The 21455-nt window shown below is 71.6% G+C and carries 22 protein-coding genes; 7 read left to right on the plus strand and 15 right to left on the minus strand.

Annotated features, from left to right (window positions below):
* Window positions 1–384: 384 nt before the first annotated feature.
* Window positions 385–759: a hypothetical protein gene (locus OHB04_RS12905; RefSeq protein ID WP_326687825.1), complete on the plus strand. Its 375-nt coding sequence runs from the start codon at window positions 385–387 to the stop codon at window positions 757–759.
* A gap of 119 nt (window positions 760–878) precedes the next feature.
* Here the strand turns inward: OHB04_RS12905 and OHB04_RS12910 are convergent, their stop codons facing one another.
* Both OHB04_RS12910 and OHB04_RS12915 read right to left on the minus strand, forming a co-directional pair.
* Window positions 879–2063 (minus strand): GDSL-type esterase/lipase family protein, encoded by a 1185-nt coding sequence (locus OHB04_RS12910; RefSeq protein ID WP_326687826.1) that lies wholly within the window; start codon window positions 2061–2063, stop codon window positions 879–881.
* 183 nt (window positions 2064–2246) lie between these two features.
* A complete protein-coding gene (locus OHB04_RS12915) occupies window positions 2247–2816 on the minus strand; it encodes a TetR/AcrR family transcriptional regulator (protein WP_326687827.1) in 570 nt (189 codons plus the stop codon).
* A gap of 70 nt (window positions 2817–2886) precedes the next feature.
* On the opposite strand from OHB04_RS12915, the gene OHB04_RS12920 reads away from it, so the two are divergent.
* Window positions 2887–3378 carry an FBP domain-containing protein gene (locus OHB04_RS12920; protein ID WP_326687828.1) on the plus strand — a complete coding sequence of 164 codons (492 nt, stop codon included), beginning with the start codon at window positions 2887–2889 and terminating at the stop codon, window positions 3376–3378.
* 48 nt (window positions 3379–3426) lie between these two features.
* Here OHB04_RS12920 and bla read toward each other — a convergent pair whose 3' ends face one another.
* Window positions 3427–4362, minus strand: coding sequence for a class A beta-lactamase (gene bla, locus OHB04_RS12925; protein ID WP_326692710.1), 936 nt, complete (start codon window positions 4360–4362; stop codon window positions 3427–3429).
* A 172-nt stretch (window positions 4363–4534) separates the two neighbouring features.
* Here bla and OHB04_RS12930 point away from each other — a divergent pair, with 172 nt between their 5' ends.
* The 3 genes from OHB04_RS12930 (at window position 4535) to OHB04_RS12940 (ending at window position 7776) form a co-directional block, all read left to right on the plus strand.
* Complete coding sequence (locus OHB04_RS12930) at window positions 4535–5563, plus strand: LysR family transcriptional regulator (RefSeq protein WP_326807479.1); 1029 nt, start codon at window positions 4535–4537, stop codon at window positions 5561–5563.
* On the plus strand, window positions 5560–6462 hold the full coding sequence (locus OHB04_RS12935) for a serine hydrolase (protein WP_326687830.1): 903 nt from the start codon (window positions 5560–5562) through the stop codon (window positions 6460–6462). The genes OHB04_RS12930 and OHB04_RS12935 overlap by 4 nt, the downstream gene beginning before the upstream one ends.
* Before the next feature lie 96 nt (window positions 6463–6558).
* Window positions 6559–7776 (plus strand): hypothetical protein, encoded by a 1218-nt coding sequence (locus tag OHB04_RS12940; protein WP_326807480.1) that lies wholly within the window; start codon window positions 6559–6561, stop codon window positions 7774–7776.
* Here OHB04_RS12940 and OHB04_RS12945 read toward each other — a convergent pair.
* A complete protein-coding gene (locus OHB04_RS12945) occupies window positions 7773–8486 on the minus strand; it encodes a TetR/AcrR family transcriptional regulator (RefSeq protein WP_326807481.1) in 714 nt (237 codons plus the stop codon). The genes OHB04_RS12940 and OHB04_RS12945 overlap by 4 nt on opposite strands.
* A 261-nt stretch (window positions 8487–8747) precedes the next feature.
* Here OHB04_RS12945 and OHB04_RS12950 point away from each other — a divergent pair, with 261 nt between their 5' ends.
* Window positions 8748–9464, plus strand: a complete 717-nt coding sequence (locus tag OHB04_RS12950; RefSeq protein ID WP_326687833.1) for a S1 family peptidase — start codon at window positions 8748–8750, stop codon at window positions 9462–9464.
* Window positions 9465–9552: 88 nt separating this feature from the next.
* Here the strand turns inward: OHB04_RS12950 and OHB04_RS12955 are convergent, their stop codons facing one another.
* The 11 genes from OHB04_RS12955 to OHB04_RS13005 form a co-directional block, all read right to left on the minus strand.
* Window positions 9553–9879 (minus strand): plasmid stabilization protein, encoded by a 327-nt coding sequence (locus tag OHB04_RS12955; RefSeq protein ID WP_326687834.1) that lies wholly within the window; start codon window positions 9877–9879, stop codon window positions 9553–9555.
* Window positions 9880–10167: 288 nt separating this feature from the next.
* Window positions 10168–10338: a hypothetical protein gene (locus OHB04_RS12960; RefSeq protein WP_326807482.1), complete on the minus strand. Its 171-nt coding sequence runs from the start codon at window positions 10336–10338 to the stop codon at window positions 10168–10170.
* A gap of 346 nt (window positions 10339–10684) precedes the next feature.
* The gene (locus OHB04_RS12965; protein ID WP_326687836.1) at window positions 10685–11413 is read right to left on the minus strand and encodes an SDR family oxidoreductase; all 729 of its coding nucleotides are present in this window, start codon (window positions 11411–11413) and stop codon (window positions 10685–10687) included.
* Window positions 11414–11755: 342 nt separating this feature from the next.
* Complete coding sequence (locus OHB04_RS12970; RefSeq protein WP_326807483.1) at window positions 11756–11890, minus strand: hypothetical protein; 135 nt, start codon at window positions 11888–11890, stop codon at window positions 11756–11758.
* Window positions 11891–11945: 55 nt separating this feature from the next.
* Window positions 11946–12689 (minus strand): MBL fold metallo-hydrolase, encoded by a 744-nt coding sequence (locus OHB04_RS12975; protein WP_326687838.1) that lies wholly within the window; start codon window positions 12687–12689, stop codon window positions 11946–11948.
* Window positions 12690–12696: 7 nt separating this feature from the next.
* A complete protein-coding gene (locus OHB04_RS12980; RefSeq protein WP_326807484.1) occupies window positions 12697–13302 on the minus strand; it encodes a hypothetical protein in 606 nt (201 codons plus the stop codon).
* A complete protein-coding gene (locus OHB04_RS12985; RefSeq protein ID WP_326687840.1) occupies window positions 13299–13940 on the minus strand; it encodes a LysE family translocator in 642 nt (213 codons plus the stop codon). The genes OHB04_RS12980 and OHB04_RS12985 overlap by 4 nt, the downstream gene beginning before the upstream one ends.
* 44 nt (window positions 13941–13984) lie before the next feature.
* Complete coding sequence (locus tag OHB04_RS12990) at window positions 13985–14479, minus strand: ATP-binding protein (protein ID WP_405805652.1); 495 nt, start codon at window positions 14477–14479, stop codon at window positions 13985–13987.
* Between the two features lie 346 nt (window positions 14480–14825).
* The gene (locus tag OHB04_RS12995; RefSeq protein ID WP_326687841.1) at window positions 14826–15656 is read right to left on the minus strand and encodes an enoyl-CoA hydratase/isomerase family protein; all 831 of its coding nucleotides are present in this window, start codon (window positions 15654–15656) and stop codon (window positions 14826–14828) included.
* Between the two features lie 107 nt (window positions 15657–15763).
* Window positions 15764–17044 carry a L,D-transpeptidase gene (locus OHB04_RS13000; RefSeq protein WP_326687842.1) on the minus strand — a complete coding sequence of 427 codons (1281 nt, stop codon included), beginning with the start codon at window positions 17042–17044 and terminating at the stop codon, window positions 15764–15766.
* A gap of 320 nt (window positions 17045–17364) precedes the next feature.
* Window positions 17365–18519, minus strand: coding sequence for a L,D-transpeptidase (locus OHB04_RS13005; RefSeq protein ID WP_326692712.1), 1155 nt, complete (start codon window positions 18517–18519; stop codon window positions 17365–17367).
* Between the two features lie 566 nt (window positions 18520–19085).
* On the opposite strand from OHB04_RS13005, the gene glgX reads away from it, so the two are divergent.
* The gene (gene glgX / locus OHB04_RS13010; RefSeq protein ID WP_326687843.1) at window positions 19086–21401 is read left to right on the plus strand and encodes a glycogen debranching protein GlgX; all 2316 of its coding nucleotides are present in this window, start codon (window positions 19086–19088) and stop codon (window positions 21399–21401) included.
* Window positions 21402–21455: the final 54 nt, after the last annotated feature.

Below are 21455 nucleotides of genomic sequence, written 5' to 3' on the forward strand. Positions count from 1 at the left end.
CCCTGGTCGCCTTCCCTCTGACGAGTAGGCCTGCCGCTCCGCCCAGTCGGGCGACGCGCGCCCCGCGCCCCCGCGCCCCCGCGCCTCCGCGCCTCCGCGCCTCCGCGCCGAGGACCCGCAACTGCCCTCATTTCCGCAGGTTGTGGCATCGGCCGACGATTCTGCGCCGTGACCCGGGTCTTGCGGCAAGCCCCCCAGCGCGCTATACGTTGAGAGTGGCAAGGAGAGCTCTCCTTGCCTTTGCCTTTGCCGTCCAATGAGGCTGACAAGCTGAAGTGGAGGCGGCGCCCGCCGCGCGGGACCGTGGCGGGCCGGGGTCCGTGGCGGGTTCGGCCAGGCGGGCCGGGCCGGGCCGGGCCAGGCCGCAGAATAGAATCGCCTTTCATGCCGAACCCTGACGCACTGCTCGTCGACATCGCCGCCGTGGTGGAGTCCGAGCAAAGCAATCAGATGTCCCTCACCGTGGTCGCCGGAGGCGCCGTCATCACCGGTCGACTGGCCCCCGAAGCCGTGTGGAGGCAGCGGGTGTCGGAAGTCCTGACGGACTCCGAGCACCTGGGCCCGTTCTCCAGCACCTTCAGCCCCCACCCGGTGGAGGATCCCCCCGGCCACAGCCGGAAGCCCACGCACCTCCACTTCCATATCGCCCGGATTCTGCAAGGAAGCATCGGGATCCCCGAGACAGGCGGGATGTACCGCGTCGCGATCCAGGACGTCAGCGCCTGGACCGTTGGCGACTTCAGCTACTCCGACCGCTGAGCACAGCCGCCCCGCCCCGTTTCTCTCATCGGGGCGGGGCGGCTTTTTTGCGGGCTCAGCTCTTCAGCCGCGTTCGGAGTCTTCAGCCGCGTTCGGGCTCTTCAGCGCGTTCGGGCTCTTCAGTCGCGTTCGGCGGCGAAGGGGCCGCTGGAGGCGAAGGCCAGATCGGCGAAGCGTTCGCCGATGCGGCGGTGGGTGGGGGCGTCCGGGTGAAGCTGGTCGGGCAGCGGCAGTTCGGCGAAGTCGTCCTCGCCGTAGAGGTCGCGGCCGTCGAGGTAGTGCAGATTCGGGTCCTCGGCCGCCCGTTGGGTGACGATGCGGGCCAGCTCCGCGCGGATGACGCCCAGGGTCAGCTTCCCGCCCGCGCGCTCGGCGGGGTCCCCCACGGCCCGGAAGTGGAGCCGGCCCTCGCCGAGGTTGCCGAAGTCCGGGGCACTTGGGCCGGGGGTGTCCTCGTGTATGGGGCACCAGATCGGTGAGACGACCAGCAGCGGTGCGGTGGGATGCCCCTCGCGGACGGTGTCGAGGAAGCCGTGCACCGCGGGGCCGAAGGCACGCAGACGCATCAGGTCGGCGTTGACGATGTTGATGCCGATCTTGACGCTGATCAGGTCGGCGGGGGTGTCGCGCAGGGCACGGGCGGTGAACGGGTCGAGCAGGGCGCTGCCGCCCAGGCCCAGGTTGACCAGTTCCACGCCGCCGAGGGAGGCGGCCAGGGCCGGCCAGGTGGTGGTGGGGCTGGCGGCGTCGGAGCCGTGGCTGATCGAACTGCCGTGGTGCAGCCACACCTTGCGGCCCGGATCGGGGGCGGGCTCGACGGGGGCGTCGGTGCGCAGCGCGCCGAGTTCGGTGGTCTCGTTGTGCGGCAGCCAGATCTCGACGTCCTTGACGCGGTCGGGCAGACCGGTGAAGCGCACGGTGCCGGCCGGGCCGTTCTGTTTCTCGGCGGTTCCGGCGATCATGTCGATGGTCAGGGTGTTGCCGCCCGTCGCGCTCGCCTGGGCGGCCAGGCTGCCGTCGACGAGCAGGTCGTACACACCGTCGGGGCGGGGCGGAGCTCCCACGTAGACCCGCCTGGTGGGCAGTGTGTCCAGCTCGACGGCGGTGGCCCGGGTACGGAAGGCCAGCCGGACGCCCGAGGGCTGGGACTCGGCCATGGCCAGCTGTGCGTCGGCGGCCTGGGCGCGGGCCCGGGCGGGCAGCCTGTGCGGCAGCACGCCGTGCTCGGTGCGCTCCAGGTCGAGGGCACCGCGCAGGAGTTCCGCGGTGACGGGCGTGGCGATCCAGTCTCGTTCGGTGGTCATGTCTCGTCCTGTTGGTCTGTGTTCGCGGGGTGTCCGGCTTCGCCGATGCGCCGCACGGACGGCGGCCTCCGCGCGGTGGTCTTCGGGCGGCGGCCTCCGCGGCGATCTCCGGGAGCGAAGTCCGGGTTGAGGGGCGAAGTTCAGGTTGAGGAGCGAAGTCCGGGTCGAGGGGCCGGGCCCTCGTCAGGTCGCGGGCCAGTTCCGCAGCAGGGCGTCGAGCGCGTCCAGGGTGCGGTCCCAGGTCTCCTGCGTGTCGGGGGTGCTGTGGCTGAAGCCGCCGCCCATCTCCAGGCTGACGTAGCCGTGGAAGACGCTGCCCAGCAGCCGGACCGCGTGCGTCTGGTCCGGCTCCGTCAGGTCGTAGCCGCGCAGGATCGCACGCGTCATCTGCGCGTGCCTGACGCCCGCGCTGGCGGCTGCCGTCTCCGGGTCGAGCCGCAGCTGGGCCGCGGCGTAGCGGCCAGGGTGCTCCCGGGCGTAGTCGCGGTAGACGTTCGCGAAGGCGGCCAGGGCGTCCTTGCCCGCCCGTCCGGCCAGTGCCGCGGCGCACCGGTCGGCGAGCTCCTCCAGCGCCAGCAGGGCGATCTTGGTCTTGAGGTCCTGGGAGTTCTTCACATGCGAGTACAGACTCGCGACCTTGACATCGAACTGCCTGGCGAGCGCCGAGACGGTCACTTGGTCGAAACCGACCTCGTCGGCCAGTTCCGCTCCCGCCCGGGTCAGACGTTCCGTGGTCAGCCCTACACGCGCCATACCCTTCCTCCCATTCGGCAGGCCCCATTATGCATTTGCCTAACACCTTTAGGCAAATTAGCCTGCACTTATGGAACCGCTGAGTGAGAAAGAGATCCGCGCCGCGTTCGTGAACTGCACCAAGGGCGAGGCGAAGCGCCTGTCCGTCCCGCGCGACCTGGCCGACCGGCCCTGGGACGACCTGGACTATCTCGGCTGGCGCGACCCGCAGGCCCCGGACCGCGCCTACCTCGTCGCCGAGCTGGACGGGCGCCCCCGGGCCCTCGCACTGCGCTCCCCCGCCCCCGCCGCCTGGCAGACCCGGCGCAGCATGTGCTCGGTGTGCGTGACCACCCACGCCGGCGGCGTCTCCTTGATGGTCGCGCCGAAGGCGGGCAAGGCCGGACAGCAGGGCAACTCGGTGGGCGTCTACCTGTGCAGCGACCTTTCCTGCTCGCTGTATGTGCGGGGCAAGAAGGACACGGGCATCGGCGCACGGATCCACGAAGCGATCACGCTGGAGGAGAAGATCCAGCGGACCGTACGGAACCTCGCCGCGTTCGTCACCAACGTGACCGCCTGAGCCCCCGGACACACCCTCGGGCGCGCCTGGACACCCGCCGGCGCACCGCTACGACAGTGTGCCGGAGACCACGGAAGCCGCCTTCGCGATCAGTTTGTCGTCCGGCTCGGCGTCCTTCTTGGTGCGGTAGGACATGATCGCGATGACGAGGGGCGCGGCGTGGGGGCGCCAGACCACGGCGATGTCGTCGCGGGCGCCGTGGTAGCTGCCCGTTCCGGTCTTGTCGGCGACCTTCCAGTCCTTGGGGACCCCGGCCCTGATGAGCTCGTCGCCGGTGGTGTTGGTCCGCAGCCACTTCGTGAGCTGCTTGCGTTCGCCCTTGCCGAGAACGTCGCCGAGGACGAGCGCGCGCAGGTTCTTGGCCAGGACGCGCGGTGTGGTCGTATCCCGCGTGGTGCCCGGGGTCCACCGGCTCAGCTCGGGCTCGCGGCGCTCCATCCTGGTGGTGTGGTCGCCCATTTTCTCCAGCGCGGCGTCCAGGCCCTTGGGCCCGCCCAGTTGGTCGAACAGCAAGTTGGCCGCGGTGTTGTCGCTGTAGCGGACGGCCGCTTCGCACAGCTCGCCCAGGCTCATCCCGGCCTCGACGTGCTTCTCGCTCACCGGGGAGTTGGGGATCAGGTCGTCCCTGGAGTACTTGATCGTCCGGTCCAGGCCGCTGAGGGAGTACTTCCGCAGCACGGCGCCGGCGGCCAGCGCCTTGAACGTGGAGTTGTAGGAGAAGCGCCGGCCGTCGCGGTGGGCGACCTCGCGCCCGGTTCCGGTGTCGACGGCGTAGACGCCCAGCCGCGCGTCGAACTCGCGCTCAAGCTTCCGGAATTCGGCGGCGGACGACTCCGTGCCCGCCTTCGGCTTCGCGGTCCCGGACGACGGGGATGACCGGGTCGCCGCGCCCGGGGAGCTGCCGTCTCCGCAGGCCACCGGCAGGACGAGGGTGAGCGCGGCAAGCGCGCCGAGCGCGGTGCGGCGGGCACGGGTGTGCTGCATGGGCATGGTCCGAACCTCCGGGTCGTCCCCGGCACACGGCGCGCGGGGATGGAGTGACCGGGCCCCTGCCCGGGACGTGGTCACGGCGTTCCGGTCAGCCTCGCCTTCGGGCGGCTATGCGGTCCAATACGCTCACGCGCTCTTTCATGCTCATCCCGCATAGAGTGCGGGTGTGGATCTGGTGGGAGTGTGCCGGGCGTTCGTCAGCGTGAGCGAGCGCGGCGGTTTCACGGTGGGGGCAGCCGCCGCCCGGATGTCGCAGTCGGTGGCCAGCCGTCGCGTCGCGGCGCTGGAGGAGCGCTTCGGTGAGCCGCTGTTCGAGCGCACCTCGCGGCGGGCCGTTCTCACCCCCTTCGGCCGCGACCTGCTGCCGGCGGCCCGGCAACTCGTGCAGGCCGCCGACGTGCTGCTGCACGAGGCGGAGGCCGCCAAGCGCAAGCCGTGGCGGCTCGCGGTGCCCGGTGTCTGCTCCACGGCCGCTCTCGCCCGCCTGGTCGCCGAGGCACGCGGGAGCGGCGTCACGCTCGATCTCCACGTCGCGTCCCCGGCACGGCGCACGGAGCTGCTCCACGCACGGCAGGCGCGCGCCGCCCTGCTCGCGGTGCCCCTGGACGAGGCCAGGTGGACCGTGCCGCTGGGGCTGGCCGGGGTCCAGGCCCCCGCCATGAAGCGCGTCCACCTGGAGACGCTGCGGCTCGGACGGGCCTCCCCGGGCCCGGCCCGGCGTATCTGGATCCAGCCGGAGGACGACGTACCGCACATCCGCGACCCGTTGACACGGCTGCGCGACGCGGTCGGGCTGCGGCCCGCACAGCTCGTCGCCGCGAGCGATCTGACGTCGGCCGCGGCCGAAGTCCTGTGCACCCGCGATCTGTTGCTGTGCTCCCCCGCGCAGGCCGAGGAGCTCGCGCTGAAGTGGCGGCCCCTCGGTGAGATCGCCCTCAGCCGGGGTTACGCCCTGGCCGCCGCCGCTGACGGCAACCCCCGGCACGTCGAAGCGCGCCTGGGCGACGCCATCGCCCGCTGCCTGGGCGCGGACGTCCGGCCGGGCGCCGGGGACGGGACAGGCCCGGGCGTCCCGCCGGGCGCTGAGGACGGCACGGGCGCTGGGGGCGGGACGGGCGCTGGGGGCGGGACGGGTACTGGGGGCGGGACGGGCACAGGAGGCGGCGCGGGCGCGGGAGGCGGGATGGCGGCGTGAGCACCGAGGCACTGCTGCACGACATGCGCGGGCAGCTGCGCGACGGCGGCCTGCACGGCTGTCTTCTCGTACGGGACCTCCACACCGGGGACGAGCTGGGGATCGACCCGGACACCCAGCTGCCCGCCGCTTCCCTGGTCAAGGTCCCGCTCGCGCTGGCAACCGTGGAGCGCGTCCGGCGCGGCGAACTCGACGGAGCGACGGTGCTCGACGTGGAGCCCGGCCGGATCACCACGCCCGGCCCGACCGGGCTGAGCCGCTTCCGGCACCCCGCGCGAATCGCGCTCGACGACCTGCTCTACCTGAGCACCTGTGTGAGCGACGGAACGGCCGCCGACGCGCTGTTCGAGCTCACCCCGCCCGCCCAGGTCGCCCGCATCCTCCAGGAACTCGGGCTCCGTGGCCTCACCGTCCGGCACGGCATGCGCGAGCTGACCGAGACGCCGGTGGAGCGCTTCGACGCCGCACAGGCACATCTCGCGCACGCCCTCGCCATCGACTCCGGCACCAGCGGGCGCGGGCACCGGGTCCCCCAGCTCGACACCACCCGCGCCAACACCGGCAGCGCACGCGCCTACGCCGAGCTGCTCCAGGCCCTGTGGACGCCCTCGGCGATCCACCCCGACGTGGCCGGGCGCGTACGCGAACTCATGGCGAACAACCTGCTGCGGCACCGGCTCACCCCGGACTTCAGCTCCGACGCCACGACGTGGTCCTCCAAGACCGGCACGCTCCTCAACCTCCGCCACGAGATCGGCGTCGTCGAGCACTCCGACGGCCAGGCCTTCGCCGTCGCCGTCCTCACGGAGTCGCTGGTTCCGGCCGGCATCCAGCCCGGCGCCGAAGCCCTCATGTCGCAGGTCGCCCGCACCCTGCGCGATCACCTCCGGCAGCTGTGACAGTCCGCGGCAGCTGACGGCCCGCGCGGGGCCTTGGCAGGGCGCTCGCGGGAAACCCCTTCGCCCCGGCGCCGTTCGGCTCCCTACCATCCCGTCATGGACCCGACCCCCCGGCAGCCCACGCGGCCCGAGCGCACGCCGTCCGAGCGCACGCCGCCCCCGTCACCCACGCCGCCCGGTCCGGACGAGCGGGCGGACCTCCTGCTGGGCGGCCCGCTGGGGCGGCAGCTCCTGGGCGCTTTCGTCAGCCCCCTTCTGGAACACACGCTGTTCGAGTCCCTGGGGCTGGGCGATGTCCCGGGAACCGCGTTCTGGGCCACGAGTACCTCGGGCACGGGGCGGGCCTCCCTGGTGCGGCGGCGCAAGCGCCGCGAGTGGCACCAGGTACCGGCCGCCGAGGTGCGCGGGGCCGTGCGAGCCGCGGTCTTTGAGGGCGAGTGGCACCGGATCGGCGAGCTGACCGAGTCCGATGCCTTGACCGAACTGGCCTCGGAATCCTCGACGTTCGGGTTCATGGGCAGCGACGAGGCGGTGTGGGGCCTGAGCGCGGTCGCGGCGGAGGAACTGCGGCCGGTCGCCACCGCGCTGGCCGGGTCGACGGCGGCCTCCCGCTGGTGGGAGCCGGTCCAGCGGGCGGACCAGCGTCAGCTCGTGTGGTCGGGGGACGGCCCGGAGCTGACCGGCATCGAGGACGCCGTACGGCAGGACATGGCGCGGGAGCGGGCCGAGAACGCGCGGGGCCTCAAGCGCCGCCCCCGGAAGGGCGAGCGGAACATCGGGGCGATCTGGTGGTCGGCGCCGGACTTCGCCCAGAACACCTGGACAACGGGGCCGCGCGAGGATCTGCCGACCATCGAGCTCGGCCACTTCATCGACACCTTCGCTCCGTTCGGGGAGTCGACGGCGACGGTGGGCAGCATCGCGATCGGCGCACGGGCACGGGTGGCCGAGATCCACGGCCCGCTGGACTGGCAGGACCTCGTCGTCCGCTTTCCCCGCGACGTGACGGGCACCCACGACGGCGAGTGGCGCACATGGGCGGACGAGGACGGGCCCTGGTACCTGCCCGACTGGGAGGCCGTGGCGGAGCACTACGACGGAGTGCATGTCACCGTCGGCGGCTACCTCGCCGCGTGCGGCCGGGCCAGCCCCGTCCTGGACGGCTGGACGGTGCTCGCCGGATGGGTGCCGGACGCGACCCTCTGGCTCCACGACGTGGCGACCGCCGTCAGACGGCTCGGCCAGTGGCACGGCGACCTTGGGGACACCGGCGACTGGGACGACGTCCGCGCCGGCTGGAGCCCGGACCGCTAGTGTCCGTCGCTTCCGGCAGCCGGATCCGAAGCCGGGGCCGGGGCCGGGGCTGGGGCCGGAGCCGGGGCCGGGGTCTGGCGACTCCCCCGGGCAGTGCTCCGATCGCGCGGATCGTGCCGTTCGCCGCGCAGGAACCGGCGCAGGATGAGGTGGAGGGTGGGAAGCTGCTCGGCCGGTTTGAACGACGAGTCGGTGGCCGCACTGGTGTAGAGCGAGGCGATCAAGGCCAGGACCCATGACGCGGTGCCGTCCGGATCCAGGTCGGGATCGATCTGGCCGGCCGCAGCCGCCTTCGTGAGCAGCGCGGCGATCGCGGCGTGCTCATCAGCGCTGTCCCGGCTCAGCAGCGCATCGAGCCCGGGGTCGCGATACGCCTGGACCATCGCCTCCATGACGAGGTGCGGGGTCGGCGGCTCCATCGCCGGTGCGGCGAGGACATCCACGGTCTCCAGCAGGGCTGCCCACGGGTCGTCACCGGATTGCGCCCGCGCCAGCCGTTCGGCCTTCTCGGCGTCCTCCTCGAAGACGGCGAGGAAGATCGCCCGCTTGTTGGGGAAGTAGTGAAAGAGGTTGCCCGCGCTGATACCGGCCGCCTTGCAGATCTCGGCGGTGGTGGTGCGCTCGAAGCCCTTCGTGGCGAACAGCCCTGTCGCGGCGTTCACGATGTGCTGCCGCCGCGCCCGGTGTTTGGCCGGATCGACCGTCCTCATGGCGCTCCCTTCCTGTCCGGCCTCGCGGACCGGGACGTCGTCCCGGGCATCATCTCAACCTGATAAAGACCGAACACTCGGTTCATAACCGGCCGTCGTATGACCTCCGGCACCGCCGTCTTACGCCGAGGGCGGGTCTCCAGCACAATGAGCGGCATCCGCACTCGGCCAGGGCCCCGGCCGCTGTCGTCTCCGGCCGCCCTCAGCGTTCAGCGCGTCGCCCGGTCACCGATGTCGCCCGTCGAACCCGCAGGAGCCGCCGTGAGCGCCGTACGTGAGATCCGTGTCGTCCGCACCGTTCTCCTCACCACCCTGTGCGCACTGGTGACCGGCGCCTTCGCGCTGCTGGGCGGTGTCGCGAACGCCGCCGCACCCGCCTCCCCCGACGGCCGGGCGGTCACGGCGGTGCGGGGCGGCGACTCCCTCTACACCGCGGACGGCCTCCCCTGCACCGTCGGCTTCAACGCGTCCGGAGGCGGCGAGTTCTACGGGATCCTGCCGGGGCACTGCGGCGGCCAGGAGGAAACCCAGTGGTTCGCCGATCCTCAGCGGCAGGTGCCGGCCGGCGTGACGGCCGCCTCGCACGGCCCGTCCGGATACTCGGTGATCCACTACACCAACCCGGATCTCAGCTACCCCAGCGAGGTCAGCACCGACAGCGGTCCGCTGCGCGTCGAGCGCGCGGCGGACCCTGCCGTCGGCATGCAGGTGTGCGGCGCGGGCCAGGCCAACGGCTGGCACTGCGGCACCGTCCTGGCCGTCGACATCTCGGTGAGCTTCCCCGAGGGCACCGTCGACGGCCTCTTCCAGACGGACCTGTGCGCCGAGCCCGGCGAGTCCGGGGGCCCGGCCGTCTCCGGGAACGCGGCCGTCGGGGTGCCGCTCGCCGCCGACGGGGACTGCGCGAGCGGCGGCACGTCCCTCTACATGCCCGTCACCACGGCACTGGCCGAACTCGGCCTGGAAATCGGCTACTGAGAGGCCGGCCGCTGCGGGGCCGGCTGCTGAGAGGCCGGGCCGGCGGCCGAAAAGGCCGACTGCCGAGCCGACGGCGGCAGATCCGGGGTCAGCGGCCGAGGGCGCGCTGCAACTGCCTCTTGTTCATCTGCGAGCGACCCTGGACGCCCCGCTGACGGGCCTCGTTGTAGAGCTGGTCGCGGGTGGGGCCGCCCTGTGATCCGGTGTGGGAGTGCTGGCCGCCACGCTTGGGGGCCGCCTTGTCGCGGACCGAGGTGCGGCTCGCGCGCTTGGCCTCCCCGGCCTGGGCCCGCTCCTTGTTCACCGTACGGGCCGCCATCTCCTTGGCCCGGCCGGTGGAAGCGCCCTGCTGCTGCGCACCCTTCTTGATGTGCTCGTACTGCCGCTCGCGCTTGGAGTTCGACCCAGCAGGCATGATTCCTCCACACTTCCATACGTCCGTTTTGATGCTCTCATCCATATTCGGGCCTTGCAGTCCGGACGGCGACCGCAGGAGTTCACGCCCACCGTGTGCCACCCGGCACAGGTGTTACACATGGCGGTCGACGGCCCACATCGACGGCCGGTCGTATACGCCACGCCACCTGCCGTGCCTCTCCGGCAGGTGCACCCGCCGCGCACCGGTGTGGAACCCCGGCCTGCCCTCGGACCGCCGGACCGCGGCTGTCGGTGTGGGGCGGTACCGTCCAGCAGTCATTGGCGATCACGAAGTTGGAAGCGCTGCCTGATGGTGGAACTGAATGAGTACGAGGCGGAATGGCGCAGGCTCTGCGACGACCTGGACGAGCACCCCGAGACCGAGGTGCTCCGCGAGGAGGAGCACGGAGCCGACGCCGACGGTGCCGGCCCGGGCATCGGTGTCGTACTCGCGCATCCACGTTATGCAGACCTGCCGCCTGCGACGGGCCCGGCGTTGCACCAGGCCAGACGGCGTTCAGTCCTCTCATCAGCGTCTCCGACGACACCTGCCGGGCCCGGCGACACCACCCCCCAGGTCATCGACTTCGACAGGGGGCAACAGTCACACCGGGCCCGGAGGCCAGCGGCCCCATTGCAGGACCGCGAAGAAGATAACGGGGGGAGCGGTTGTCACGGCCGTGCTCCCCGTTGCTGGGGGTAATCGTGGAGTCGGGTATTGGAACTGCCCGAATGCCCGCCATGCGGGCTCATATGTCACTCCGGAACTGGCATCAGCCGCGTGCGAACCTGCGAGGGATCAGTCAGACCTGTTCGAAGTGGAACGCCTTGATGAAGCAGTCCCGAGGCTGAGCGACAGCGAAGAGGACGCACTCCACGAGCGACTGGGCAGTGAGGGCGTCCTTGGCCCCTCGGGGTGTGTTCTCCCACTCCTCGGAGAGCGGGTCGGTGTTGTCGAAGTCGGGCGGGTAGAGCGAGATCACCCGAACTCCTTGGGGCCGCAGACGCTTGGAGAGGATCTCGGCGAACCCTGCCTGGGCACTCTTGGCCGCATAGAAGGCGTCGTGCGCGTCCGAGCGCTGATGGCCGGCCGTCCCGCAGGCCGAGACCATGGTCACCACGTCCGGCTTGTCCGAGTTAAGCAGAAGAGGGAGGAAGTTCTTCACCGTCAGAACGGTGCCGGTGGCGCCGGACGCGATGGTGTCGATGACATCGGAGTCGGAGGCTGACAGGAGGTCTGCCCCTTCGAGGTAGCGCGAGCCGTTGTTGACCAGCAAGTCGATGTGATCGGTATGCGAAGCGACGCCGGCGGCGAAGTCGCGGATCGAGGCGGAGTCCGTCAAGTCGCAGGCGAAGGCATGGACCTGATGATGCCCTCGGTCCCGAATCTCGTCGCGGACACGCTCTGCGGCAGCGATGCTGCGTGCGGAGAGAAAGATCTCCGCACCGAGGTCTGCGAGCTGGAGTGCCAGGGTTCGCCCGAAGTCGCGGCCGGCGGCGGTGATGACGACACGGTGGTTGTCGAATCTCATGTCGATGCTCCTGGTTCGTGGATGTGGACTGGATACGGTAAAGCGCGGCGGGTTCGCAGCTGCTTGCCGCACTCGGCGCAGACCGGCGCCGCGATCACCGAGGCGCCGGCTTTGCGGAGCTCGATGAGCAGATCACCGATGGCCCGGGGTGCCGGGGACCGGCCGTCGGTCAGGACGGCGGGCCGTATCGCCAGGGCCTTGGCCAGGTGTCGCGACTTCGCGTGGCCACCGACGACCGCAGTGACCACCACCTGGATCGTGTCAGTGTCGAGTGCCTTCTCGATGTCGACGACGAGGTCCGTGATCAGGCCGATCGGGTCCGCGACGGTGCGGTGGGGATGGTCAGCGGTGGTCGTGACCTGCCCGCCAGCCCCTCAGCATCGCGTCGAACATCGCGCCCTCCGGACGCAGCTGGTCCACGCCGGAGACGAGTTCCATGTGAGCCGACCCAGCCAGGGCCACCTTGCGCTGACGCAATTCCCGAGGGTTGGAACAGCGGCGCCCGGTACGGATAGCGGCGTGTGCTGCCCGCTCACCCCTCCCATCGCAGCCCCGGCACGGCCACCTCCACCGGGCCCTCATAGGCGGCGGACGCCGCAGCCGTCGCGACTTCCTCGTCCGTGCCGGGCCACAGGTGGGTGAGGAGCAGCCGGCCCACGCCGGCGCGGGTCGCGTACTGGCCGGCCAGTCGGGCACTGAGCAGGAAGTCCGCGTCGGCGCGCGGCACTTCGTGGGGGTACGTCGCCTCGGACAGCAGCAGGTCCGCGCCGCGGGCCAGCCGCTCGATGTCGCCGCTGGGGCCCGTGTCGCCGGTGTACGCCAGTACGGTGCCACCTGTCGTGAGCCGGATGCCCGCGTTGGGCACGAAGTGCGGCAGCAGCCACGTGTCGACGGTGAACGGGCCGATACCGAACCGCTGTCCCGGGCCGAACTCGTGCAGCTCATACGCCTCGGCCAGCATCCCGGCGCGGTCCAGCGCGAGGACGACGTCCAGCGAGCCGACCGGCGCGTAGACGGGCAGCGCCTCGCACCGGCGCTCGCCCAGCCCCCGGGCCCGCAGCAGCGGGCTGAGGTCGGCGCAGTGGTCGGGGTGGCCGTGGCTGACCAGCACGGCGTCGATGCCGTAGACCCCGTCCTCGCGCTCCCACAGCCGGGGCAGCGTCGCATAGCCGGGGTCCAGCAGCAGCCGGAAGCCGTCGCTTTCGACGACGTACCCGGAGCACCCTCGCTCGGCCGTCGGCCACGCCCCGCACCCGCCCAGCACATCGAGCCTCATAGGCACGTTATACGGGCAAGCTCCCGTGCGGACCATCGCTCTCACGGACGTATCGGCTGCTGAACTCGACAGGCTGCCCGAATTCCACCGCGACCCGGCCACCCTGGCCGCTCACGGGACTCCCAGCGCCCCGACTGCCCCGGCCGCCCCTCTCGTCCTGACCGTCCCAGTCGCTCACCTCGGCCCAGCCGTCGCCACGCTCCCCGCCGTCCCCGCGCTCCCCCAAGACCTCCGCCAGGAACCGGTATCCGGTCCGCACCGTCCCGGAGGAAGGCTTCGGTGAGCCGCCCGCCTCGCCGAACGACTCCTCGTCCAGAACGAGAAGCCCAGGACGGGGGCAGCTCCAGCGGAAGCGGGTGACGGTGTCGGCGCCCGCCGCGTTCTCCAGAGTGCTCCAGCCCGTGCCGTCCGGGCGGAGGACCAGCCCGCTGGTCTCCATCGCGCCGCCGTCGAAGGGGGCGCTCGACCAGCTGCCGCACAGCCCCGGGTCCAGCCACCCAGCGGCGCCCGGCTCGGACTCGGGGACCGGCTCGGACTCGGGGACCGGCTCAGGCTCGGGGACCCGCTCGGGCTCCGGAACCCGCCCCGGCTCCAGATGCGGCACCCCGCTCACTCGCTCAGCGCGAGGTGGAGGCCGAAGCCGACGATGACGGTGCCGGTGACACGGTCGAGGAGCTGCCTGGCGGAGGGCTTGCGCAGCCAGCCGCGTACGGCCTTGGCGCAGGCGATCAGCAGCGTCGACCAGACGATGCCTATGGCTATGTGGATGACCGTCAGCAGGAGTCCCGTCGCGAAGTGCGGCGCTCCCGCTGGGATGAACTGGGGCAGGACGGCGACGTAGAAGACGCCGATCTTGGGGTTCAGGAGGTTGGTGAGTGCGCCTTGCCGCCAGCCGCCCAGGAGGGTGTCGGGGCCCGCGCTCAGCTCCGGGGACGCGGCGGGCTCGCCCGCGCGCTTGCGGCGGAAGGTCTCGGCGAGCATCCGGGCCCCCATCCACAGCAGGTACGCCGCGCCCGCCCAGCGCAGGATCTCGTAGGCGAGCTGCGAGGCCGTCAGCACGGCGGTGATCCCCGCGGAGGTGAGGGCGCCCCACAGCAGGATGCCGGACTGTATACCGAACGTCACGCCCCGGGCGCGGCGGCGCCGGCCGACCGCGGCCGTGCGCAGGATGAGCGCGGTATCCAGCCCGGGGGTGATGGTCAGCAGCCCCCCGACCAGCGCGAAGGACCACAAGGCGGTGCTCAGGTTCATGCACGCGAGCGTACGCGGGGCCGGTGACAGCGGTGCGCCCCGGTTCAGTCCGTGAAACGCATCTCGAACCACGTCGTCTTGCCGCGCGGCAGCAGGTCGACGCCCCAGCGGTCGGAGAGGGTGTCGACGAGGAAGAGACCCCGGCCACTGGTGTCCAGCTCGCCCACCGGCAGCAGACAGGGCAGACCGCGCGAGGGGTCGCGCACCTCGACGCGGATCCAGCCGGTGCGCCGCAGCATGCGGAGGCCGATGGTGTGCGCGCCGGTGTGGCGTACCGCGTTGCCGACCAGCTCGGAGACCAGCAGTACGGCGTGCTCGGTGAGGTGGGCCGGGAGGGCCCAGCGCAGTTGGAGGACGGAGCGGGTGAGGTGGCGGGACAGGCGCGCGGACTCGGGAAGGTTCGGCAGGGGGACCTCGCGCACGGTCGGATCGCCGGTCCGGTCGAGAAGCCGGGCCAACGGTTCACTTTCCGCCAACGGCTCCCCTGGGTCTTCCGGCACCCGTTCGGTCACGCTCGCCACATCTCCCTGACCCGCCATGGCCCCCATCATGGCGGCAGGCGAAAGGCCCTGGGGACGGTTCCGCGGGATCGGGAGCGGGGGAAGTCCCCGCTCCGGGCGGTCACGAGGGCCGCCCGAAGCCTGCCCGGCGGGGCATGTGCGCCACCTGACCAGGCATAACATCGCGTACGCAAGTGATCACAACGCGCCACAACCGTACTCGAATTGGGGAACGGACCGGCAGAAGCTCGGTCCCCCACTAGGCGGGGCGCAGAGCGGGAGCATGGCGCGCCACCCCCAGCCACCCCACCCATTCGGGCAGTTGTCCAGAAGATGCGTGGACTGCTGGGACCCTTCACCCCCTGATGGCGGGGCCGCCCGGTGGCTAGCGGAACCTCGCCTTGCCCGGACCCTCCTCCACGAAGCTGCGCATCCCGGTCTCGCGGTCCTCGGTCGCGAACAGGCCGGCGAACCAGTTCCGTTCGATCGCCAGGCCCGTTTCGATGTCCGTCTCCAGACCGAAGTCGACCGACTCCTTCGCGGCACGCAGCGCGAGCGCGGGGCCGCGCGCGAGACGGGCCGCCCACGCGTGTGCCTGCTCGTAGACCTCCGCGTCCGGGACGACCCGGTCCACCAGGCCGATCGTGTGCGCCTCGTCGGCGTCCACCTGGCGCCCGGTGAAGATCAGGTCCTTGGCCTTGGACGGGCCGACCAGCCGGGACAGCCGCTGGGTGCCGCCGGCGCCGGGGATCAGCCCGAGCAGGATCTCGGGCTGGCCCAACTTGGCGCCCCGGCCCGCGATCCGGAAGTCGGCGCACAGCGCCAGCTCGCAGCCCCCGCCCAGCGCGTAGCCGGTGACGGCGGCGACGACAGGCTTGGGAATGCGCGCGACGGCCGTGAACGCCTCCTGGAGGGCCCGGGAGCGCACGACCATCCCGGCGTGGTCCATCTCGCGCATCTCCTTGATGTCGGCCCCGGCGGCGAACACCTTCTCGCCGCCGTAGACGACCACGGCCCGTACGTCGTCGCGCCGCGTGGCCTCCTCGGCCAGTTCCCGCACCAGATCCTGGGTGGCGATGTCGAGGGCGTTCATCTTGGGGCGGTCCAGCCGGAGGGTGGCCACGCCGTCCGCGACCTCCAGACGTGCGGTCCTCGGGCTGTGCTCGTGCGCGTCCCGCGCGGCGGGGTCCGCGCCGTGTTCCGTGTCAGCAGTCATGAGGGGAAGGTTAACGGCCGTTACGCGGCGCGGGCCCGGTGCTGTTCCTCACAGCACCGGGCCCGCGTCCGAACGTCCCTCCCGCTCTCAGCCGGGAGGGGGAGCGCCTACTGGGGCGCCTTCCACTTCGGCCAGTCCATGTTCCAGCCGTTGAGGCCGTTGTCGGGCTGGATGGTGGCGTCCTGGGAGTTCTTGACCTCGACCACGTCGCCGACCATCGAGTTGTTGAAGAACCACGCGCCGGGCGAGCCGTTGTTGCCGCCGCCGCGCAGGTCGAACAGGCCCACACAGCCGTGGCTTCCGTTGACCTGGCCGAACTGGGAGCGCGCCATCCAGTAGTTGCCGTGGATGAAGGTGCCCGAGGTGCTCAGCCGCATGGCGTGCGGCACATCCTTGATGTCGTACTCACCGCCGAAGCCGACCGTGTCGCCGTTCATCCGCGTCACCGGATGCTTCTCGCTGATGACCATCTTGCCGTTGTACGTGGGGTTCGACGGGCTGCCGGAGGTGATCGGAATCGTCTTGATCTTCTTGCCGTCACGGGTCACGGTCATCGTCTTCTTCTTCGCGTCGACGACGCTGACCTGCTGGCGCCCGACGGTGAACTTCACCGTCTTGCGCTGCTTCCCGTACACCCCGTTGGCACCCTCGACGCCGCTCAGGTTGAGATCGACGGAGACCTTCGTGCCGGCCTTCCAGTACTCCTTGGGGCGGAAGTCCAGGCGCTGGGCGCCGAACCAGTGGCCCTCGACCTCCGCCTCGGGGTCGGCGGAGACGGATATCGCCTTCTCGACCTCCTCGCGGTGGGCGATCGGCCGGTTGAAGTTGATCGAGACGGGCATCCCGGCGCCGACCTTGTCGCCGTTCTCCGGCGTGAAGTAGCCGACGAAGGTGTCCTTGGGGACGAACGTGGTGAACGTCGCGTGCTTGGCGGACTCACGGCCTTCGGAGTCCTTCGCTATCGCGTCCACGGTGTACTTCGTGCCGGCCGCGAGGTGCGTGGCGGGCTTCCAGGCGGTGCCGCCATCGGTGATCCTGCCCTTGACCTCGGCGTCCTTGCTGTCCTTGACCTTCACTTCGGCGAGCTTGCCCTCGGCCGCCGAGACCCGCAGCGCACCGGAGGTGGCCACCTCGTCGGCACCGTCCTTGGGCGCGATCTTCACCACGGCCTTGGACGCCTCCTTGCCGGAGCCGCCGCCACCGCCGCCCTTGCCGTTCGCGCGGGCGTCCGAGCCGCCACCCCCTCCCCCGCAGGTGGTCAGTACAAGCAGCAGCACGACCAGCAGGACCACCAGCCCGACGGCCGAGCCGCCGATGATCTGGGCGCGGCTGTCCCCTCGGACAGCGTCCAGCTTCAGTTTGTCCTTGGCCATGGTTTTCAGATCCAAGACGGCCCCATCCCTCGTCCCCTCGCAAGGCCGCGCTTTTGCAGCGCCCCCGAACGCACACCGGTCCCTGGAATCGACACGCGTATGCCCTGTTAGATAACCACACCCCGGTGACAACGAACTTCCTGCGCAGGTCACCGTTCGGTCGCAGTTTTGAGGAGGGAAAGAGGAGGTGGGACGGCCCTTTGGACGCGCCGCGGCAGACCGCCAGGAACAGACCGAACCGCGTGAAGACGGCGGAAGATCCTGAAACGGAAGGTACCGGGGATGTCCGAAGTCGCCCGCCAGTCCGAAGTTGCACACCGGACAGCCGGGAGTGATCAGTTCAATGCGGAACCGGACCGCCACCGCTCCCACGTCATGTTCCAGCCGCCGAGGCCGTTACTGGCCGCGACGGTCTTGTCGTGCGAGCCACGCACGGTGACCAGGTCGCCGACGAGGGAGCGGCGGAAGAAGCGGCCCGCCGGGGAGCGGGCGCTGCCGCCGCGCTTGTCCTTCAGGCCGACACAGCCGTGGCTGGTGTTCTTCTTGCCGAAGACGCGCGACGAGGCCCAGTAGTTGCCGTGCAGGAAGGTGCCGCTGCGGGTCAGGCGCATCGCGTGCGGCACGTCGTCGATGTCGTACTCACCGCCGAAGCCCACGGTGTCGCCGTTCATCCGGGTCACCGGATACTTCTCGCTGATCACCATCTTGCCGTTGTACGTCGGGTTCTTGCGCGTCCCGGCCGTCACCGGCAGCCGCTGGGCGGCACGGCCCTTCCGGTGGACCGTCAGAGTGCGGCGCCCGACATCGACGACGCTGCGCTGGTCGCGGCCCACCCGGAACCACACCGTCTTGCGCTGGACCCCGTAGGCGCCCTTCCCGCCGCGTACGTCACGCAGCCGCAGGTCGAGGGTGACACGGGTGCCGGGGCGCCAGTAGTCGCGCGGCCGGAAGTCGAGCCGGGAGCGCCCGAACCAGTGTGCGGCGATGGGCACCTGGGGCTCGGCGGAGACCCGGACGGCGCGCTCGACGGCGGCACGGTCCTCGATGGGCCGGTTGAACTCCAGGGAGACGATCATCGCCGTGCCGACGGTCTGGCGGTGCTCGGGCCGGAAGAAGCCGATGAAGCGGTGCGGCGGGGGCTTGGTGGTGAAGGTGGTGTGGCGGGCCGTCCTGCGCCCGTCGCTGTCGACGGCCACCGCGTCCACGGTGTACTTGGCGGCCAGTTCCAGGGCGGTGCCGGCGGCTGCTGCCGGGTGCCAGCTGCGCCTGTTGGCGGAGAACCTGCCCGGTACGGTGCGGACGGCGCCGTCGCCCCTGCGGACCATCCGGACGCTGCGCAGCGTGCCTTCGGCGACGGAGACCTCCACACCGCTGCGGACCGGGACCCCGCGGGAGCCGTCGTCGGGGGTGACCCGAATGGCGTCCTCGGGCGGCCTGCTGTCGTCCGGGACGCCGCATCCGGCGGCCACGACGGCGTACACCACCGCCATGAGCGACAGCACGGCACGCACGGCGAGGGTACGCGCGGCAAGGACGCGCGCGCCGGCCCGGGCGCGGGTCAGGGCGTGGGGACGGGCGCGGACCGCGCTGCGGGCGCCGGTCCGGGAAGCTGCCGCGCCCACGTCGGGGTCCCGTTCCGCCGCCGTTGCCCGTTCCTCCGCCGCTGCCGTCCCCGTGACAGCGTCCCTGTCCGATTCCATCGTGCTCCCGCCCTCCGTCCGACCCGCTCCGGTGCCCGTCGGGGTGCGCGACGGCGCTGTCCGCGGCGGTGTGCGCTCCCCCGGATGAACGGCACAACGAACCGTGCGCGCAGGGGACACCTCGATCACACGTGTGAGCCGGGTTTCCCATCCGGGAAGGATCCGGGGGAGGGCCGTCGCGCGGTACGGGCCGGGACGCCGCACGCCGCGCGGGCCCGACCGAGCCGCGAGCCGCTGGAGGCGGTCACGTGTCCTATCCACCCGAACCGGGGGCACCGGCCGAGGGAACGGCCGTCCACCGCGCCCCCATCCGGTCCAACGGGCACCGCCCTCCGCAGCCGGGTCAGGGGCTGCCCATGACGACCGCCAGGAGCGCCGCCGCGGGCCGGCGGACGCCCGCGCGACGGGTCCCGTACGCGCCCGCCGAGCGGGTATGGCCCGGCAGCCCTCAGCCGCTCGGCAGCAGATACCACCTGGGTCCCGGCGGCGTCGCCGGGACCAACTTCGCGCTGTGGGCGGGCGGGGCGGAGGCCGTGGAGGTGTGCCTGTTCGACGACCAGGAGGTGGAGACCCGCTACGGGCTGGCCGAGCAGACGCACGGGATCTGGCACGGCTTCCTGCCCGGGGTCGCCGCCGGGCAGCGCTACGGATACCGCGTGCACGGGCGGTGGGACCCGTGGACGGGCGCCCGCTGGAACCCCGCCAAGCTGCTGCTGGACCCCTACGCGCGCGCCGTGGACGGGGAGTTCGCGGGGCCGGGTGCCGCCCCGGGCACGGCCCCGGGCCCGCTGCACGCCGAGGTGTACGGGCATGTGCGGGACTGGCCGCAACAGCACGTCGCCGACACGGTGCGCGACGAGCGGGACTCGGCGCCGTACGTCCCCAAGGGCGTGGTGGTGGACGACCAGGACGACTGGGGAGACGACCGCAGACCCAAGACCCCGTGGGCCGACTCGGTCATCTACGAGCTGCACGTGCGCGGCTTCACCCTCCGGCACCCCGGCGTCCCAGAGGCGCTGCGCGGCACCTATGCGGGCCTGGGGCATCCGGCGGCGATCGAGCACCTCACGCGGCTGGGTGTGACCGCCGTGGAGCTGCTTCCCGTCCACCAGTTCGCGCACGAGGACCATCTGCTGCGGCGCGGGCTGCGCAACTACTGGGGCTACAACTCCATCGGATACTTCGCGCCGCACGCCGCCTACGCGGCATCCGGTACGCGCGGACAGCAGGTGGGCGAGTTCAAACGGATGGTGCACGCTTTGCACGCGGCGGGGATCGAGGTTCTCCTGGACGTCGTCTACAACCACACCGCCGAGGGCGACGAGCGGGGCCCCACGCTGTCCCTGCGCGGGATCGACAACCGGGGTTACTACCGGCTGCCGCCCCACGACACGCGCCGCTACACCGACTACACCGGATGCGGTAACACCCTGCACGTCGTCCAGCCCCAGGTGCTGCGGCTGATCACCGACTCGCTGCGCTACTGGGTGCAGGAGATGGGCGTCGACGGCTTCCGCTTCGACCTGGCGGCGGCGCTGGCGCGGTCCATGCACGACGTCGACATGCTCTCGCCGTTCCTGGCCGTCATCGCGCAGGATCCGGTGCTGCGCCGGGTCAAGCTCATCGCGGAGCCCTGGGACGTGGGCAGCGGGGGCTACCAGGTAGGGGCCTTCCCGCCGCTGTGGACCGAATGGAACGACCGCTACCGCGACACCGTCCGCGACTTCTGGCGCGGCGCCCTGCCGGACGTACGCGACCTCGGATACCGGCTGTCGGGCTCCAGCGATCTGTACGCCTGGGGCGGGCGCCGGCCCTACGCCTCCGTCAACTTCGTCACGGCGCACGACGGGTTCACGCTGCGCGACCTGGTCAGCTACGAGCACAAGCGCAACGAGGCCAACGGCGAGGGCAACCGCGACGGCACCGGGGACAACCGCTCCTGGAACTGCGGCGCGGAGGGCGAGAGCGAGGAAGAGCGGGTGCTGGCCCTGCGCGCGCGGCAGCTGCGCAACATGCTGACCACGCTGCTGCTGTCCACCGGGGTGCCCATGCTGGTCGCGGGGGACGAGATGGGCCGCACCCAGGGCGGCAACAACAATGCCTACTGCCAGGACTCCCCCGTCAGCTGGGTCGACTGGTCGCTGCTGGGCCACCCCCGCTGGCGCGGGCTGCTGGAGCTCACCTCGCGGCTGCTGCGGCTGCGGCGCGAGCATCCGGTGCTGCGGCGCAGGGCGTTCTTCTCCGGCCGCGCACAGGGCGCCGAAGGGCTGCGCGATCTGGCCTGGTTCACCTCACGCGGGCGGGAGATGACCGAGGCCGACTGGTACGCGCCCGGCGCCACCTTGGGGATGTACCTGTCCGGGCGCGACATCCCCCAGCGCGGCCCCGGGGGCGAGCCGGTGCGTGACGACAGCTTCCTGTGCGTCCTGCACGCGGGCCCCGAGGAGCTGTCCTTCCGGCTGCCGGATGCCGCGTGGGGCGCCGCGTACGAAGTCGTGGTGGACACCGCGCGCGAAGTGGTGGTGGACCCCGCGTCGGACGAGAGCGAGCACCTCACAGGCCCTGTCCCGGCAGAGAGCGCCCGTCATCCGGCGGGCGGCGAACTGGCCGTCCAGGGGCGGTCGGTGATGGTGCTCCGCGTCTGCGAGGAGCCCCGGGGCGCCGGAGGCTGACACGGCAGGGCAGTCCGTCTCACATAGTGGAATTCCGGGCCCGGCGTGCACACC

It is taken from the genome of Streptomyces sp. NBC_01775, from assembly GCF_035917675.1.
In the GTDB taxonomy this organism is placed as follows: domain Bacteria; phylum Actinomycetota; class Actinomycetes; order Streptomycetales; family Streptomycetaceae; genus Streptomyces.